This is a genomic window from Fusibacter sp. A1, from assembly GCF_004125825.1.
Taxonomy (GTDB): domain Bacteria; phylum Bacillota; class Clostridia; order Peptostreptococcales; family Acidaminobacteraceae; genus QQWI01.
Genome location: NZ_QQWI01000002.1, coordinates 321,301 through 336,857, shown reverse-complemented (window position 1 = coordinate 336,857; position 15,557 = coordinate 321,301). Strand labels below are relative to the sequence as shown.

Here is a 15,557-nt window from a genome sequence, read left to right as displayed (position 1 = left end):
ATTACCCTAACTTTCCAGCGACTTTTTCAAGAGACTCATTGACAGCTCTAAGCATATCCTCAAATTGACCTTGCTTTTCACGTTCTTTAGCAACAAGCTCTTCAGGAGCTTTGGCTAAGAATCCTTGGTTTGAAAGCTTCTTCACAATTCTATCGATCTCCGATTGAAGTTTTGCCTGTTCCTTTAGAAGTCGTTCATTTTCTTTTGTATAATCAATCAAGTCGTCCGCAGGCATGAAGAGTTCAGCCTGATGCGAAACTGCAGAAATCGTATCTTCCGGAAGCTCCGAGTTGTCGGCGATGACGATGATGTCGCTAACTGACGCAAGTCCAGAGAAGTACGCGCTTTGAGATGCGAAAATTTCTGATTTAGTCGCAGTTTTTACAAAAAGTCGTGATTTCTTTGAAGGAGGAATATTAAGCTGAGCTCTAGCGTTTCTGATGCTTTTGATGGCATCCATGATAATTGCCATATCTTCAATCGCATCTTCATCGATCAAGGACCCATCCGCCACATACCACTTGGATGTGATTAGAAGCTCCTCAGAGATATTCGACCAGATTTCTTCTGTGATAAAAGGCATGAAGGGATGAAGCATTACAAGAATCCTTTTAAGCACATAGATCAGCACACGTTCTACTGTCTCTTTGGCTTTTTTATCTTCTCCGTAGAGTCTCGGTTTCGCCATTTCGATAAACCAGTCGCAGTATTCGTTCCAAACGAACTCATAGATCTTATCGCCGGCCATACCCAGGTCGTACTTATCCATATTGTGCTCAACGTCTTTAATGGTCTCATTCACTCTTGAGATGATCCACTTGTCCGCCAAGGTCATCGCATCTTTTTCAGGCAATGTGTCGTCAAAGCTGTCCACACCCATAAGTACGAACCTAGAAGCGTTCCATAGCTTGTTGGCGAAGTTTCTGGCAGCTTCCACACGTTCTGTCTGGTATCTCTGGTCGTTTCCTGGAGAGTTTCCTGTTGTCAGCATGAATCTAAGGGCGTCCGCACCGAACTCTGCGATCACTTCAAGAGGATCGACACCGTTTCCTAGGGATTTACTCATTTTTTTACCGTTGGCGTCTCTAACAAGTCCATGGATATAGACATCCTTGAATGGCGACACGCCAGTTTGCTCATAACCTGAGAATACCATTCTCACAACCCAGAAGAAGATGATGTCATACCCTGTGACAAGCACGTCTGTAGGGTAGAAGTAATTGAACTCTTCAGTGTCATTAGGCCATCCTAATGTAGAAAACGGCCATAGGGCAGAACTGAACCACGTATCGAGTACGTCCTCGTCCTGACGTAGGTTGCTGGAACCGCAGATCGAGCAAGTATCAGGCATTTCCTTACTTACTTCAATATGACCGCACGCGTCGCAGTAATAGGCAGGTATTCTATGACCCCACCATAATTGTCTTGAGATACACCAGTCTCTGATGTTTTCAAGCCAATGCACATAGATCTTGCTGAACCTTTCAGGAACGAACTCAAGATCGCTGTGAAGGGCTTCAAGCGCAGGTTTTGCCATCTCTTCCATCTTGACAAACCACTGATGGGACAGCATGGGTTCAACGACCGTGTGACATCTGTAGCAAGTACCGACATTATGCTGATGAGGCTTCACATCGACAAGGAGGTCATTGGCTTCAAGATCCTTGACGATCTGTTTTCGGCACTCATAGCGGTCCATTCCCGCATACGGACCTGCTTCGCTATTCATTTTAGCATCATTGTCCATGATGATGATTTGCTCCAGACCATGTCTGTTTCCAAGTTCAAAATCATTAGGGTCGTGGGCAGGTGTAACCTTAAGGGCACCTGTTCCAGTTTCGATATCCACATAGGAATCCGCGATCACAGGGATCTCCCTTCCGATAATCGGCACGATTACGGTCTTGCCGATCAGATGGGCGTATCGCTTATCTTCAGGATGCACAGCAACACCAGAATCGCCGACAAGCGTTTCTGGTCTAGTTGTAGCGATCTCCAGGAACTCGTCAGAGTCCTTTACAAAGTATTTGATGTGGTAGAAATTACCCTGCTTGTCCTCGTGCTCGACTTCGGCATCAGAAAGCGACGTGCCGCAATCCGGACACCAGTTGATCAGTCGATAGCCTCTGTAGATATATCCTTTTTCGTATAATTTCACGAACACGTCCTGCACGGCGTGGGAGCAGTTTTCATCCATCGTGAATCGCTCTTTTGACCAGTCGCAGGAATTGCCCAGTTTTTTCATCTGTTCAACAATACGGTCTCCGTAAGTTTCTTTCCACTGCCAAGCGTGCTCTAAGAATCCTTCACGAGTCACAGAATGGATGTCTACTCCGTCTTCCCTTAGTTTGTCCCAAACCTTCACTTCTGTCGCGATAGACGCATGGTCGGTGCCTGGTAGCCAAAGCGCTTCAAATCCCATCAGACGTTTGTATCTGATCAGAATATCCTGTAGCGTATGGTCAAGGGCGTGACCCATATGCAGCTGTCCAGTGATGTTTGGCGGGGGCAAAACGATCGTATAGGGTTCTTTTTCCTTGTTCACTGTCGCTTTAAAAGCATCTGCTTTCATCCATTTTTCGTAGGTCTTGTCTTCAAACTCCGTCGGCTGATATCGACCTTCCATTGTAACATTCATCGGTATTCCTCCTCATTATTTCAAAAAACAAAAAACTCCATCCACAACAAAGGGACGAAGTTGATTTCCGCGGTACCACCCTAATTCAAAAGCACTTGAGCATGTTTAACGCCATGACCCGCAACTCCCTACTGAACTTTTCAGGAGCCGATCTCAAAAGCTACTTCGACAAGCACATACACAGGTATCTCACAGCCACAGGATACCCTCTCTTTGGAGCGCCACTTGCCTACTACTCTTTCTCACAGACTATGCTAAAATTGTACTCGAGCATAGGGCTTGTGTCAAGTCGCACTCACTTAATGATTCTAAATGAATATCTTCTCTCAATGAAGAGGATCAGTTCTTCAATATAGGTCATATAGGAGGGATTGAGAATTTTCCATCCGTCCTCGAATTCCGCATGTATGGTTCTTCTAAGCGACATGGACGGCGCAAATGGATTACCTTCAAAGGTTGATTTTTCCTCATATAGATAAAGCCTTGTGATGCGGCCGAGTCCTCGTTTTAAGGTAATTGGATTAATGCCATAAGGAACCTCTTCCTTATGGAGTAGTGCATACCAACTAAGCCCGTCGATGTGTCCGGTCAGATATCCGTAGCTTTTCTGTTTTTTATCCACGTGTATATCGTGTTTATAGTCATGGAACATATTCCCACCTGCTCATTCTCATTAAAAGTCTCTCTATTACTCTTATATCAAAAAAACAGATGTCTAAACGCCTTATTTGTTATTCTTTACTCCGATGCGGATAATGTTGTCAAAAACTTGTAGGTCGTCTTTTTAGCGCTTTTTCTCTTTTTTGCGTTATGTAGGTTTTCGATATAGGCCACCAAGTCCTTGTATTCCTCGCTACTTAAGTGTAGTTCAGATGACATAATAAAGGTTTTCTGATCGCTTCCGCTATTTAAGGAATCCACAACAATCTTTTTGTGGTCGTCAAACACCTCGGCGATGTCCTTGTGGGAAACATTCGAATTCAGCGATTCAATTTCACTGCTTCTAAAATTGGCGTTCTTGATTTCAAAACACTTGGCGGTCGGTTCATAGAACTTTGCCAGTATGCCGTTGACTTCTTTTGTATGGACAAGTCGAAGGATGTCCGATTCCAGGAGTTTTTTCACGTGATAATGGACTTTGGCAGGCACTTCCGACATATCGTCGGCAATCTGCTTCACGGTCGCCGGTCTCGAAAATTTATAATAAGTCTTGAGTATGATCATTCTAAAAGGATCGGAATATGCTTTTATGGCAGACATCGTCGTAAGTTCTTTTACTTCTTTCATCATCGCACCTCTTTTGTTAACTTTCTATCATATGATTAACCTTTAAAATATTAAAACCTGTAGATTCTTTTATTAATAAGAACTAGTAATTTTGAACATAGTTCACCTTTATTCAAGCTTATTCTACTTCAATAACCTCTTCCTTACAAGACATGTTTTTACATTTAGCTTTTTAAATCAGATATATTTTGTTAACGAAATAACAATCAAAATCAAAAAAACAGGGTGGCTAAGCCATCCTGTCACTCTCTTACTAGCGAAATAGCACCTGCTGCTGAATTTACAACAATTTCGACATGAATCGATGCGTCATCGTATCCTTTGCTGTAGTACACGTTTTCTGATTTTTTAGTCGAATCTGGGAAATTGACATCCATGATGAAACTCTCTACAACAAGCTTCACACCGACCTCACTCGGTACAACGACAGTCATGTCTCCGGCTCCAGTATTCATCTCCAGGTAGACCTCTTCGAGCTTGTCTCCCAATACGACACGGTAATTGCCCGCACCCGAGTTCACGACCACCCTTGAGGCGGATAGGTTTTCCAAGTTCATCAAGGCGTCAACAGCACCTACGTTCAGTTCGATCGTCCATATCTTAGCTTCACTAAGCGCCAGCTCATAGACCATATTCGAAGGTTTGATCATCCAAAACTTATTGTCCTTATTGCTTACATGGACACGATCCTTATCGCTTTCAACCGCTGTCAACTCGTCGGGTACCTGCGCCTTGAAAAACTGACTGTCCGTACTGTTGATGATGACCTCACCCACACCGATGTCTATCTGCAAATCGACCGTCTCAGAGGAGATCTCATCGAGCACGATCTCCTTTGTGCTTACCGCTTCTATGTTTTCAGGGAATCTGATTACCGTATCCGCATTTCTGATAAAATCGTATCGGTTTCCAAAGATACTGAAGTAGATAAGGATTGCGGCTACCGCTATCCAGATAATGAGCTGGATCACACCGCTCTTCTTGAAAATGATCCCAAGACCGAAGGCGATGATAAAAATCGGCCAGATCGCTATGGCTGCGCTGACAATCCCGAAACCTATGATATTCATGTTGATCAAGAGGGCGACCACGCCTACTACGATCAGGAGGAAGCCCCATATTACTTTAGATTTAGACATCACGGCGCCTCCTATCGTCTTTTAAAAACAAAGAACAAACCTGCCGCAATCAGTACAAATGGAAACACCATGTTGAAGTTCACCCAGCTGAACAATACCTTAAGTAGCATGGATGCTCCAAAAAGCACTACAGCTCCACCGATCAGTATGTTCTTATCAGGCATCGGAGCACGATCTTTTCTTCTCTCTTCGCATTCGTCGTCCCATCCTTCAGGCGCTTTGGGTATGACAAGCGCTGCGACAGCGTAGATCATGATACCTGCCCCCATGGAGAACACGGTAAACACAGCATATAACACTCTGAGAATGGCTACGTCTATTCCTGTATAGTTTGATAATCCGCTAATGACTCCTGCAATAACCACGTCTTTTTTCGATCTGTATAGTCCGTTCATATGCTCACCTCTTTCTTAATCTCTTATTGCAATAATGATACCACCAGAACCTAGTGTTTTCAATGCATTTAATCCTATTCTAATCTAAGCAAAAACAAGAACACCTATTTCTAGGTGTTCCAGGCTTCCCAAATGAACTTTCTAATCTTGCACTAATTTTTAGGCAGATAACTTTTAGCATGCGTTCCCATCACATTGATTGTCTTATCTGCAACCACACCTATCAAAACACCGGTGATGATCGCAGAAACAAGTAACATGGGAAGGTAAGCATAGATTGCGGCGCTTTTTAAGATCAAAACAGCGACACTGACTTGCCCGATATTATGAAAGACCGCTCCAGCCACGCTGATACCGATTGTCGAAATCCACTTGCCCCTATATCTGTAAAGACTCCACATGGCCACCAGGCTGAATATGCCGCCGGCCATCGAGAACATCATTGCAGAAATGCTTCCATAAAACGTCGCGCTCAGGAGCGTCCTTAAAATGACGAGTACCAGCACTTCGTAAAAGCCGAACAGACTTAAGGCTACAAGCGAGACCACATTCGATAGTCCAAGCTTAACACCGGGTATTGTGATCGCGATCGGAATAAACCTTTCGAAATAGTTGAGCATCAATGCGATTCCAATGAACATTGCCAAAAGTACTAGTTTTTTTGTCTTATTCTGTCTCATATTAACTCCTTTACCCCGTTTGTACGATAGTAGTTCGGGTATACAATAACAAAGGGGTGATGATATGTTTACTAAAATTCTCGTACCGATCGATGGTACCATAACGTGTCAAAAATCAATTGATTATGTGAAAAACATCGCTAGCAAATTCCAATCAGAAGTAATTCTTTTTAACGCTCAGGATATTGCGCCATCCATCGCTTGGGTGAACGACCCTGTCGCTTACAACCAGCCTCAGATCGACCCTGAAAAGATCGCGCAAGAAATTTTGGCGCACGCGTCCAACTATTTTACCGATGTTCCCTTCAAGGTAACCACCGAATTTTCCATCGGTGATCCGGCGCATGCCATCCTTGAGGCCGCAGACGAATACGAATGCGATGCGATCATCATGTGTACCCACGGCATGAAGGCATTTAAGCGTTTCTTACTTGGCAGCGTCACCAACAAAGTGGTGCATCATGCTAAAGTTACAGTTTTAATCGTTCGGTAACTGATGAGATAAGATATAGTCCTGGGCACACTTTTCATAGGCTTCTTTTAGCGACAAGACTACAGGATGACAAGCTGAATCATAAGGCATATCATCCACACAGCTTACCGGCAATACGCCGATCGACGTTCCTGTAAGGAAGACAGCCTCTATCTGAGACAAGGACTTTAAAGGGAGCGCAGACTCCACAAGAAGGTAGTCGCGTCTTGCCAGGTCGGCCACATGATGTCTTGTAATACCGCCTAACACCTTATGCGTATCCGCTGTAATCACCTGACCGTCTTTGACAAAGAACACGTTTGTTCTCGTGCCTTCCAAAATAGTGTCCTCATGATCGACCAGCAGATACTCATATGCGTCATCTTCCAAAAGGCTTTCTCTGATCGCCTGCATGCCAGTAGTCAACTGTTTTATCTCAGGGTGTTCTCTTTCAAATGAAACTGTTTTAACCGAGACACCTTTTTTGTATGCGTCCAAATGGGGATAAGTGGATTTGGTATAGTAGAGCGCCGTTGTCAACAGGTCGCCTTGAACGCTCACCGCGTATTTTACATTTTGATTCCTGATGCCATCTACAGAAAACAACTTCGCAAGGTCCGACTTGACATTTTCGACTGTGATCATCAGGTCTATACCTGCAAGCATGAGTGAATGGTTGAGCCTTATGATATGGTCTTCCAAAAACATGAGCGCGCGGTTTTTTACACGAACCACCTCATAAAACACGCATAGCTCCTCGTTATATTCATCTTGCGTAATAACTGTTCCATTAAGTATAATATGATTGATTGACATAGTTTCCTCTTTTTCTTATTCTCATACTATATAGTACACGAATCCGGCTTAAAAAACAATTGAGGTGATAGTTTGAATTTTATACTTTGCAAGACAAGAGTCAACACCGACTTCAACAAGATCAAAAGCAGTTTTGACAATGAGCGGAGCCTACAGCATTTTTTTGAGACCTGCTCTGCGGGATCGGTCAAAATCAAAGGGACGATCTCACCTTTTGAGAACAACGCTTTTTTTTCAGGTAAGGCGAGATACCAAATAGAGATCAAGGATCATCCCCTGGAGCTCGAAGTCCATATCATGCAGACGACCGAAGAAACAGAATACTGTTACGACGTATTCCTAAAGCTAAAGGGCGAATCCCCCCTATACAATGATAAAGCCATCGAGTTCAGGCAATTACTTGATTCAAGCCTAAATACCCTTAGAAGCCATTTTAACGGCACTTGGATCATCGGGGACGATGAGCTTCATTACAGCATACTGAAATAACAACGAATTGAAAAGAACACCTTAATCACAGGTGTTCTTTTTTGCGTTCATATGTGGCATAGGTATAATCGATGTTCGCCTTCACGTACTCTTCATACACCTTATTGAAACCATCTAAAACGTGCAAGGGATAAGTGACGTCTCCTTCGACATGCTCATGTACATGCGTGTAATAGATCCGGTCCACCAGGTCCACCGTATGCAGATAGAGCTGTCCGCCTCCTGCGATGAACACTTCCTCAAGGCCTGTCGTAAGCTCAAGGGCTTGGCTGACAGACCTTGCCACCCTGTAGTCCTTTGTGGCTTCAAGTGTGGCTGAAACTACGATTATCTCCCTGCCGATAAGTTTTTTAGGCAGGGACTCATAGGTTTTTCTTCCCATGATGACCGTACGGTTCATGGTCAATGCTTTAAATCGCTCCAATTCGCCTGGAATCTGCCAAGGTATATCGTTTTTATTTCCAATGACGCCGTTTTTTGAAACGGCTACTATGTGTGATAAGGTCATGGTCGCTCCTTCTGTTTCAAATTTAAGAACCCTTACTTTATATCACACACCATTGTGGTTTGTCTAGTTGTCCGGTTCTAAAATCGACTCGAATGCTTGTCTCACATAACTGTTGATCACATTTTCGTCAAAATTCGACCCATCATGGACCTTACCGATTTTTTTGAGTTTACACTTCTTTTCACCAGGAATGATATAGGCTACCACGCTTGATTCCGCATGCTGGTCTTCCTCGTTCCATTGTCCAAGTTCAATTTCGATGGCAGTCGGTTTTCTTGTAAACTGAATATAATTCTCGTGAATGGTCAATCTGACGATATAATCGTCTTCATACTCTTGATAGAGCACCTCTCCCACAGAAGCGACCTCAAGTTCCAGGAGTTCATCTTTTGAAGCGCCAAAGAAGGACAAAATCAGATCCTCCGCCTCGTCAAGCTGCGCTCTTTGAGCTCTTTCGAATTCCAAGTGCTCCAGTTCTTTTCCATACATGGACTTGAGTTTTTTAATCAAAGCAAGCTTATAGTTGTAACCATAGTGTACAGACATTTTTCATTCCCCCTTCTTATTGACTTATTTATGCTATACCCAATATTGTCCTTGCAACCACAGCTTTAATAATATGCCTTGCTTTTTTTCTGAATATTCCTCATAATTTAGCTATGGAGGGACAAACATGGCGAAATTCGACTTGGTGAAGTATAGCGAGAAAGTAAAGGCAAGCAGAGGAGAGCGATCGAATAAAGAGACGGTGGGCACCAGAATCATGAGAATGATCACAGGCATCATCGCAGCATTTATGATTTGGTCGACAATAGTTGTCGTAGAACTACCGGCGCTGTTCCACAACCTGCTGCTTGTGATGCTGGCAACCGCGTTTGTAGCATACACAATCTTTGTAATGCGAAAGCAATAGGAAAAACCCTGCATGCCACGTAATCTAACGCGGCATGCAGGGTTTTTAAATTATTTATATGTTTTTTAAAGGTTCTCTGGCTCTTTTTTGAAGTAAATCCTTTGAGCCGTACGTTTTACCAGTTCGATTTCGTCGTCTATTTCCTGAAGCTTGTTGAAAATCAGTTCGTTTTCAACCGTTGGCACATTGTAATACAGGAACAGGTCTTCAAATTTCTTGATCGTCTGTGTCAGTTTTCTATTGATATTGATGAAATCTTCAATGTTATGACTCTTTATCGCGTTTTTAAACTGCTCAAGATCGATCGCTATGATGTCGATGACGGCTTCTTCCCTATCGAACTCCCTAAGCGGCAGCGGATAAGGGGCGATACGTTCTAAAAAGTAATTGCCGTGCTTATTGATGTTATATGCGTATTCTACCTTGAATCCTGATAAATCAAATTTCACATAACACATTTTACTGCTAATTACCTGAACCTTCGCACCCATTTGCACGAGCTTCATCGTCTGTAGTGTCACTTCCGCATCGATTAACTTCCTCATCATGACTCCTCCTATAAGTAAACAACCATCATATATACCGTAGATATACTCACTGATACGATCATAATCGGGAAACCGACCTTCATAAAGTCGACAAAACTCAACTTATAACCATGCTTCTCAAGCATTCCGCCGACAATTACATTTGCAGACGCGCCTACCATGGTACCGTTGCCGCCTAGGCATGCTCCAAGCGCGAGCGCCCACCACAGCGGAGTCACATTCATCCCAGATATCTCACCCATATTGGTGATCAGCGGAATCATCGTCGCCACAAATGGAATATTATCCAGGAAGGATGACGCGATCGCAGAAACCCAGAGTACGATCAGCACAGTGGCCATTTCGTTCCCATTTGTTAATGATAACATTTTTTCAGCAAGGAATTCAATAACCCCCACTTCTTCTAAGGCTCCCACCAAAATGAAAAGCGCCGCAAAGAAGAAAATCGTCGGCCATTCCACCTCATGCAAGATCTCTTCGGGATCAATCTTGCTGAACAGAAGAAGGGTCGCAGCGCCGAAGAGCGCGACAGTAGCGGATTCATAGCCCAATGACTGATGCAAAAGGAATCCTAAGATCGTGATAGATAGGACAATCAGACTTTTAACAAGCAGCGGCTTGTTCTTTATCGCCAAATGCTCGTTCATCGAGAGTATCTCGTCCTTATATTTTTCCTCGCAGACCAACTTTTGCTTATATATTTTTTTCAAAATGAACATACTGACAATTACGATCACAACTACGACAGGAGCCAGGTTTACGAAGAAATCCAAGAAGCCAAGTCCTGTGGCGCTGCCGATCATGATATTGGGTGGATCACCGATAAGGGTCGCAGTACCGCCGATATTGGCAATCAGTACTTCGGGTATTAAAAATGGAATCGGATTGAGATGCAGTGTCTCTGCGATTACGATCGTCACAGGAACGACAAGCAAGATCGTTGTCACATTATCAAGTAGTGCGGATGATACGCCTGTCAGGATTGAAAAAAGAAAAACGATTTTCCAAGGATCCCCTTTGGCTATTTTTGCGATCTTTATCGCCATGTATTCAAATATGCCTGTGCGTTTCATAATCGTGACGATGATCATCATGCCTACCAGTAAAAAAATCGTATTGAAATCTATATGTTCAAATGCGACTTCCTGTATCTCGACATTCAGAACCAACATCATCACTGCTCCGAATATGGCGATCGAGGTCCGATTCACTTTCTCCGATACGATTAATAAGTAGGTAATACAAAAGATTGCTACCCCGACAATAAGCTGATTTTCCATTTGGTGCCCCCCATAACTTGTTTTTAGAACCTCAATCATAGTACTCCTCTGAAATAAGGTTGTCAACTTGTTAGCCGGGTTTTTCTAAAACTCTTTCATCATTTAAGAATTTTTAGCATAGACATTTTTTTATATGTCTTACTGGTCCCTATGCCATTGAAAACAAATGATTGTGTCTTTAACGTTTTACTCTATTGCACGGTAAAAGGGGGGACCTAATGGTCCCCCCTGCAAATAATGATAGCATAGTCATTCTATTCAATTAATTAACTTCCAAAACGTACTTCCAAAACATACTTCAAAAAACTACTTCTAAAAACTCACTTCTTAAAACTTACTTCAAAAAACTTGTTTCTTTACCCGCTCGTAGTAAATCTCACTTGTACGAGCTCTAAACTGACTTCACAAAACTAACTTCTTAAAACTTGTTTCGAAAACTCTTGGTCACAATAAGTTAAATTCACCAATAAACTATGGCTATGCTATCATGAAGAAGAATTCTTCAATAACTATTTACCCCGTACAATTCAGTTTAAACAGGTTTACTGATTTTATTTTTGTTTTTTTCAATCAAGGCGTTTATCTCAGCTCCATAGATCATGCTGCTTGACATGAAATAAAGCCAAATCATTGCAATCGCAACACTTGCAAGGGTTCCATAAACAAGTGAGAACCTTGCGAATCTCAAAATGATCAGATTGAAGACGTTGGCTGTGATAAACCACGCCACCATGGTGAACAAGGTTCCAGGCAAGATGCTTTTAAAGCTTCTCTTTCTGAAAGGGATCGCATAATAGGTCCCGCTGAGTATGGAAAACAGAAACAACACATAAAACACCCATTTCAGGACGACTGCGCCAAAGGCCCATTCAATGGGAAACTTGACAAGATCTAAAATAGCGGTCAAGACATTTTTTGTGAACACCGGTAGCACAATCGCTCCTAAGAGCCCCATCACAAGCATCAAGGTATAGACAAGCCCCTTCACACGTTCAATCAAATAGTTGGGCGAGCTCTTAGCTCCGTAAGCGATGTTAAAGGCATGGGACATGGCATAATAAGCCTTGCTCGTAGACCATAGGATGAACAAGAAAGAAGTGGACACGATCGGCAATTGGCTTTGATTGGCGATTTCCACAAAATCGAGTACAAGCTTCTTTATGGCTTCCGGTATGCCTCTGAACTCAATCAGCCAGTTGGACACTTCAGAGACATCAAGCATATTACCTGCAATCGTAACAAAAACAATGATAAATGGAAAAACGGATAAAAAGAAAAAATATGCCATCTGCGCTGCGAATGCTGTCACATGATGCATATTCGTCCTTTTCATCATTTCTTTAATAAAAGTCATAATTTACTCCTCAAACGCACCAGCTTACGCTTTATTGAGTACTCGACGGATCAACCCTTCAAAATCATGCAGCGGTATGGATTGGGGTCCATCACTCAGGGCGTGGTCGGGATCTGGGTGAACTTCTATCATCAGGCCGTCCGCACCGCAGGCGAGAGCAGCCTTACTCATTGGTTCGATCAGCTGTCTTATTCCTGTGCCATGGCTTGGATCGACGATTACAGGAAGTCCGGTTTCGGCCTGCATGATAGGAACCGCAGCCAAATCCAGCGTATTTCTTGTATAGTCGTCAAAGGTTCTTATTCCACGCTCGCAAAGGATGATCTGGTCATTGCCCATCGAAGCGATATACTCTGCCGCAAGCACCCATTCATTGATCGTGGCAGACATGCCTCGCTTTAGGAGAATAGGCTTTTTGAGTCTCCCTACTTCCTTTAAAAGTGAATAATTATACATATTTCGCGAACCGATTTGAAGGATGTCCGCATGTTCTGAAACAAGCTCGATGTCTTTTTCCTGCATGACTTCTGTGACGATAGGAAGTTCAAAGACCTTTGCAGCCCTAGACATGTAAACAAGGCCCTCTTCTCCAAGTCCCTGAAAAGCATAAGGACTGGTTCTTGGCTTAAAAACTCCGCCTCTTAAAAAATGTACTCCGATCCGTTTCAGTTCTTTGGCGATCAAAAAAATCTGCTCTTCAGATTCAACCGAACAAGGACCTGCGAAAATAATCGGTTCTTTACCACCGATGATCATATCGTTTATTTTTACTTGTGTCTTTTCCTTAGGATTTAACGCTCTTATAGTCATAATAATACTCCTGGATCCCTTGATCCTTTATTTTGGGCCAAGCTGAGCTCATGTTCCGCTTTAAAGCCTCATCATTTATAGGTAAGTCGTACATCGGACCCACGACAAATGCCCTTTCGAATGCTCGAGGATGTGGCACTGTCAAAAAGTCGCTATCGCTACTATACCCATCAATCCAAATGATGTCAATATCAATTGTTCGCGGCCCCCATCTGATGACCCTTTTACGGTCGAGCTCCAGTTCAATACGCTGAAGCTCCTTTAGCAGAAGTTCCGGTTCCAACTCGGTGCCGATCAGAATACTCACGTTGACAAACACATCTTGTTCAACATACCCCTGGGGTAGGCTCTGATAATACTTGGACCTAGCGATCAGATCGATCCCAAGGTCTTGAATTTTTAAAATAGCCTCATCGATAAGCGCTATCTTATCACCCATGTTACTCCCTAAGCTCAGATAAATCGATCTCATTTCTTCCTCTTCTTATTGTCACGCTGGCATGGTCAAAATGTCCATAGATAGGAGCGTTAGGCTTCTTGACAGTCACTTGCGTTTTCTCGATCCGCTGGTCGAAGGCAAGAATCCTCTGAACGATTTTGTAGCAAAGTTTTTCAATCAGGTCATAACATCTATTACCGATTTCATCTTCTACAATCGTATAGATCAGCGCATAGTTGATTGTTTTTGACAGGTCATCGGATACTCCGGCATCTGTCAGGTCCACAACCATCTCCAGGTCCACTTCAAAAGGTTGGCCAAGTTGCTTTTCAGATTCCAGCACTCCGTGGGTTCCCATCACTCTGATTCCGGATATTGCTATTTTATCCATGGTTGATACCCCCTGACGATCGCGTCGGATACAAGTGCTGTCCTTACATTTTCTTTTATGTCATGAACCCTTACTATGTCGACACCGGCTTGAATTCCAAGGGCGGTTGTAGCAAGCGTTCCCTCTATTCTTTCTTTAGGAGGCAGGTCGAGAATCTTTCCTATCATCGACTTGCGTGAGGTTCCAAGCAGTACAGGATACCCCCACGCCACCACTTCACTCAATCTGGACATCACTTGAATATTCTGCTCCGGCGTTTTACCGAACCCTATTCCAGGATCCAACATGATCCTAGACTCATCAAGTCCTGCCTTTAGTGCCAGGTTGATAGAAACATCAAAAAAACGCTTCATCTCATCCAGGATATCTATGTGGTACTCCGTGTTGACTTGGTTGTGCATCAATATGCTCAGCGCCTGATGCTCTGCTGCGACTGCCGCTATTTCCAAGTCTTTTTGAAACCCCCACACATCGTTGATGATATGTGCACCTTTGGAGAGCGCTTTGTCTGCGACTGCGGCCTTATAGGTATCGATGGAAATGATCGCATCGGTATGCCTTGAAAGCAGCTCGATAGCAGGGATCACCCTTTCAAGTTCAACCGCCTCAGTCACGAGTTCAGATCCAGGTCGGGTGGACTCTCCACCGACATCAATGATATCGGCACCTTCACTGATCATCGTCATAGCTCTCTTAAGAGCCAGTTGCGGCAAGTGATGGTCGCCACCGTCCGAAAAGGAATCAGGAGTCACATTGAGGATTCCCATGATCAGTGTTCTCTCACCGATCATGAGCGTCCTGTCCTTAAAACGTATTTCTTTCATTGCTACCTACTCCTAAACTGAATAAGCGACATCGCTTCCGCTCTTGATTTCGCATCTTTCTCAAGAGTACCTCGAACGGCAGATGTGATCGTCTGAGATCCGGCCTTTTTCACGCCGCGCATTGTCATACACATATGTTCTGCTTCGACAACGACAATAACTCCATAGGGATCGAGCTTGTCCACTAGCGTATCAGCGATAGTAGATGTCAGTCGCTCTTGAAGTTGAGGTCTTCTTGCGACGGTTTCCACCACCCTGGCAAGTTTTGACAGTCCGGTCAAGCGACCATCCTTAGGGATGTATCCGACATGAGCCTTACCGAAGAAAGGAGCAAAATGATGCTCGCAAGTCGAGTAAAACGGAATGTCCTTCACAAGTACAAGCTCGCTGTGCTGCTCTTCCTGGAAGAAGACTTCTAGGTGCTTACCCGGATCCTCGTTGAGTCCGGCGAAAATCTCTTCATACATCTTGGCAATTCGCTTAGGCGTATCGACAAGACCTTCACGATCCGGATCTTCCCCCATCGCTTCTAGTATTTCTCTTACGGCACGTTCAATTCTTGGTTTATCCATGT

Annotated in this window: 20 protein-coding genes and 1 other annotated feature; of the genes, 3 read left to right on the top strand and 17 right to left on the bottom strand. The window is 43.6% G+C overall.

What is annotated here, in order from left to right:
• Position 1: 1 nt before the first annotated feature.
• From DWB64_RS03585 to DWB64_RS03560, 6 genes are all read right to left on the bottom strand, one after another.
• Positions 2 to 2,638 carry a valine--tRNA ligase gene (locus tag DWB64_RS03585; protein WP_129486820.1) on the bottom strand — a complete coding sequence of 879 codons (2,637 nt, stop codon included), beginning with the start codon at positions 2,636 to 2,638 and terminating at the stop codon, positions 2 to 4.
• A gap of 47 nt (positions 2,639 to 2,685) precedes the next feature.
• Positions 2,686 to 2,893: a binding site (T-box leader), on the bottom strand.
• A 40-nt stretch (positions 2,894 to 2,933) separates the two neighbouring features.
• Positions 2,934 to 3,290 (bottom strand): hypothetical protein, encoded by a 357-nt coding sequence (locus DWB64_RS03580; RefSeq protein ID WP_129486819.1) that lies wholly within the window; start codon positions 3,288 to 3,290, stop codon positions 2,934 to 2,936.
• 86 nt (positions 3,291 to 3,376) lie between these two features.
• Positions 3,377 to 3,928: a helix-turn-helix domain-containing protein gene (locus DWB64_RS03575; protein ID WP_129486818.1), complete on the bottom strand. Its 552-nt coding sequence runs from the start codon at positions 3,926 to 3,928 to the stop codon at positions 3,377 to 3,379.
• A 239-nt stretch (positions 3,929 to 4,167) separates the two neighbouring features.
• The gene (locus DWB64_RS03570; RefSeq protein ID WP_129486817.1) at positions 4,168 to 5,064 is read right to left on the bottom strand and encodes a LiaF domain-containing protein; all 897 of its coding nucleotides are present in this window, start codon (positions 5,062 to 5,064) and stop codon (positions 4,168 to 4,170) included.
• Between the two features lie 11 nt (positions 5,065 to 5,075).
• Positions 5,076 to 5,459, bottom strand: coding sequence for a PspC domain-containing protein (locus DWB64_RS03565; protein ID WP_129486816.1), 384 nt, complete (start codon positions 5,457 to 5,459; stop codon positions 5,076 to 5,078).
• A 152-nt stretch (positions 5,460 to 5,611) separates the two neighbouring features.
• Positions 5,612 to 6,139 (bottom strand): Gx transporter family protein, encoded by a 528-nt coding sequence (locus DWB64_RS03560; protein ID WP_129486815.1) that lies wholly within the window; start codon positions 6,137 to 6,139, stop codon positions 5,612 to 5,614.
• 64 nt (positions 6,140 to 6,203) lie between these two features.
• Between DWB64_RS03560 and DWB64_RS03555 the strand changes: the two genes are divergently transcribed.
• The gene (locus tag DWB64_RS03555; RefSeq protein ID WP_129486814.1) at positions 6,204 to 6,632 is read left to right on the top strand and encodes a universal stress protein; all 429 of its coding nucleotides are present in this window, start codon (positions 6,204 to 6,206) and stop codon (positions 6,630 to 6,632) included.
• Here DWB64_RS03555 and DWB64_RS03550 read toward each other — a convergent pair.
• Positions 6,618 to 7,427 (bottom strand): aminotransferase class IV, encoded by an 810-nt coding sequence (locus DWB64_RS03550; protein WP_129486813.1) that lies wholly within the window; start codon positions 7,425 to 7,427, stop codon positions 6,618 to 6,620. The genes DWB64_RS03555 and DWB64_RS03550 overlap by 15 nt on opposite strands.
• A 72-nt stretch (positions 7,428 to 7,499) precedes the next feature.
• Here DWB64_RS03550 and DWB64_RS03545 point away from each other — a divergent pair, with 72 nt between their 5' ends.
• Positions 7,500 to 7,916, top strand: coding sequence for a hypothetical protein (locus DWB64_RS03545; protein WP_129486812.1), 417 nt, complete (start codon positions 7,500 to 7,502; stop codon positions 7,914 to 7,916).
• A gap of 25 nt (positions 7,917 to 7,941) precedes the next feature.
• On the opposite strand, the gene DWB64_RS03540 is transcribed toward DWB64_RS03545, so the two are convergent.
• Together DWB64_RS03540 and DWB64_RS03535 are read right to left on the bottom strand one after the other, a co-directional pair.
• Complete coding sequence (locus DWB64_RS03540) at positions 7,942 to 8,424, bottom strand: dihydrofolate reductase (protein WP_129486811.1); 483 nt, start codon at positions 8,422 to 8,424, stop codon at positions 7,942 to 7,944.
• 63 nt (positions 8,425 to 8,487) lie between these two features.
• Positions 8,488 to 8,970 (bottom strand): hypothetical protein, encoded by a 483-nt coding sequence (locus DWB64_RS03535; protein ID WP_129486810.1) that lies wholly within the window; start codon positions 8,968 to 8,970, stop codon positions 8,488 to 8,490.
• Between the two features lie 127 nt (positions 8,971 to 9,097).
• Here DWB64_RS03535 and DWB64_RS03530 point away from each other — a divergent pair, with 127 nt between their 5' ends.
• The gene (locus DWB64_RS03530) at positions 9,098 to 9,337 is read left to right on the top strand and encodes a hypothetical protein (RefSeq protein WP_129486809.1); all 240 of its coding nucleotides are present in this window, start codon (positions 9,098 to 9,100) and stop codon (positions 9,335 to 9,337) included.
• A 65-nt stretch (positions 9,338 to 9,402) separates the two neighbouring features.
• On the opposite strand, the gene DWB64_RS03525 is transcribed toward DWB64_RS03530, so the two are convergent.
• The 8 genes from DWB64_RS03525 to folE all read right to left on the bottom strand — a co-directional run bounded on the left by DWB64_RS03525 (position 9,403) and on the right by folE (position 15,555).
• Positions 9,403 to 9,885, bottom strand: coding sequence for a hypothetical protein (locus DWB64_RS03525; RefSeq protein WP_243118941.1), 483 nt, complete (start codon positions 9,883 to 9,885; stop codon positions 9,403 to 9,405).
• A gap of 8 nt (positions 9,886 to 9,893) precedes the next feature.
• Positions 9,894 to 11,165 carry an SLC13 family permease gene (locus DWB64_RS03520; RefSeq protein ID WP_129486808.1) on the bottom strand — a complete coding sequence of 424 codons (1,272 nt, stop codon included), beginning with the start codon at positions 11,163 to 11,165 and terminating at the stop codon, positions 9,894 to 9,896.
• A gap of 532 nt (positions 11,166 to 11,697) precedes the next feature.
• Positions 11,698 to 12,519, bottom strand: a complete 822-nt coding sequence (locus DWB64_RS03515) for a YihY/virulence factor BrkB family protein (RefSeq protein ID WP_129486807.1) — start codon at positions 12,517 to 12,519, stop codon at positions 11,698 to 11,700.
• A gap of 24 nt (positions 12,520 to 12,543) precedes the next feature.
• Positions 12,544 to 13,329, bottom strand: coding sequence for a 3-deoxy-7-phosphoheptulonate synthase (aroF, locus tag DWB64_RS03510; protein ID WP_129486806.1), 786 nt, complete (start codon positions 13,327 to 13,329; stop codon positions 12,544 to 12,546).
• Positions 13,304 to 13,801 carry a 2-amino-4-hydroxy-6-hydroxymethyldihydropteridine diphosphokinase gene (gene folK / locus DWB64_RS03505; RefSeq protein WP_129486805.1) on the bottom strand — a complete coding sequence of 166 codons (498 nt, stop codon included), beginning with the start codon at positions 13,799 to 13,801 and terminating at the stop codon, positions 13,304 to 13,306. Before folK ends, aroF begins: the two co-directional genes overlap by 26 nt.
• A complete protein-coding gene (gene folB, locus DWB64_RS03500) occupies positions 13,770 to 14,159 on the bottom strand; it encodes a dihydroneopterin aldolase (protein ID WP_129486804.1) in 390 nt (129 codons plus the stop codon). Before folB ends, folK begins: the two co-directional genes overlap by 32 nt.
• Positions 14,147 to 14,983: a dihydropteroate synthase gene (folP, locus tag DWB64_RS03495; RefSeq protein WP_129486803.1), complete on the bottom strand. Its 837-nt coding sequence runs from the start codon at positions 14,981 to 14,983 to the stop codon at positions 14,147 to 14,149. The genes folB and folP overlap by 13 nt, the downstream gene beginning before the upstream one ends.
• A gap of 2 nt (positions 14,984 to 14,985) precedes the next feature.
• The gene (gene folE, locus DWB64_RS03490) at positions 14,986 to 15,555 is read right to left on the bottom strand and encodes a GTP cyclohydrolase I FolE (RefSeq protein WP_129486802.1); all 570 of its coding nucleotides are present in this window, start codon (positions 15,553 to 15,555) and stop codon (positions 14,986 to 14,988) included.
• Positions 15,556 to 15,557: the final 2 nt, after the last annotated feature.

Bases quoted from the DNA above. Each gene is read 5' to 3' on its own strand.
- DWB64_RS03555 (WP_129486814.1), top strand. From the start codon at position 6,204: ATGTTTACTAAAATTCTCGTACCGATCGATGGTACCATAACGTGTCAA.
- folP (WP_129486803.1), bottom strand. From the start codon at position 14,983: ATGAAAGAAATACGTTTTAAGGACAGGACGCTCATGATCGGTGAGAGA.
- folB (WP_129486804.1), bottom strand. From the start codon at position 14,159: ATGGATAAAATAGCAATATCCGGAATCAGAGTGATGGGAACCCACGGA.
- DWB64_RS03575 (WP_129486818.1), bottom strand. From the start codon at position 3,928: ATGATGAAAGAAGTAAAAGAACTTACGACGATGTCTGCCATAAAAGCA.
- DWB64_RS03515 (WP_129486807.1), bottom strand. From the start codon at position 12,519: ATGACTTTTATTAAAGAAATGATGAAAAGGACGAATATGCATCATGTG.
- DWB64_RS03550 (WP_129486813.1), bottom strand. From the start codon at position 7,427: ATGTCAATCAATCATATTATACTTAATGGAACAGTTATTACGCAAGAT.
- DWB64_RS03520 (WP_129486808.1), bottom strand. From the start codon at position 11,165: ATGGAAAATCAGCTTATTGTCGGGGTAGCAATCTTTTGTATTACCTAC.
- DWB64_RS03570 (WP_129486817.1), bottom strand. From the start codon at position 5,064: ATGTCTAAATCTAAAGTAATATGGGGCTTCCTCCTGATCGTAGTAGGC.
- folK (WP_129486805.1), bottom strand. From the start codon at position 13,801: ATGAGATCGATTTATCTGAGCTTAGGGAGTAACATGGGTGATAAGATA.
- DWB64_RS03565 (WP_129486816.1), bottom strand. From the start codon at position 5,459: ATGAACGGACTATACAGATCGAAAAAAGACGTGGTTATTGCAGGAGTC.
- DWB64_RS03580 (WP_129486819.1), bottom strand. From the start codon at position 3,290: ATGTTCCATGACTATAAACACGATATACACGTGGATAAAAAACAGAAA.
- DWB64_RS03540 (WP_129486811.1), bottom strand. From the start codon at position 8,424: ATGACCTTATCACACATAGTAGCCGTTTCAAAAAACGGCGTCATTGGA.
- folE (WP_129486802.1), bottom strand. From the start codon at position 15,555: ATGGATAAACCAAGAATTGAACGTGCCGTAAGAGAAATACTAGAAGCG.
- DWB64_RS03530 (WP_129486809.1), top strand. From the start codon at position 9,098: ATGGCGAAATTCGACTTGGTGAAGTATAGCGAGAAAGTAAAGGCAAGC.
- DWB64_RS03535 (WP_129486810.1), bottom strand. From the start codon at position 8,970: ATGTCTGTACACTATGGTTACAACTATAAGCTTGCTTTGATTAAAAAA.
- DWB64_RS03560 (WP_129486815.1), bottom strand. From the start codon at position 6,139: ATGAGACAGAATAAGACAAAAAAACTAGTACTTTTGGCAATGTTCATT.
- aroF (WP_129486806.1), bottom strand. From the start codon at position 13,329: ATGACTATAAGAGCGTTAAATCCTAAGGAAAAGACACAAGTAAAAATA.
- DWB64_RS03585 (WP_129486820.1), bottom strand. From the start codon at position 2,638: ATGAATGTTACAATGGAAGGTCGATATCAGCCGACGGAGTTTGAAGAC.
- DWB64_RS03525 (WP_243118941.1), bottom strand. From the start codon at position 9,885: ATGATGAGGAAGTTAATCGATGCGGAAGTGACACTACAGACGATGAAG.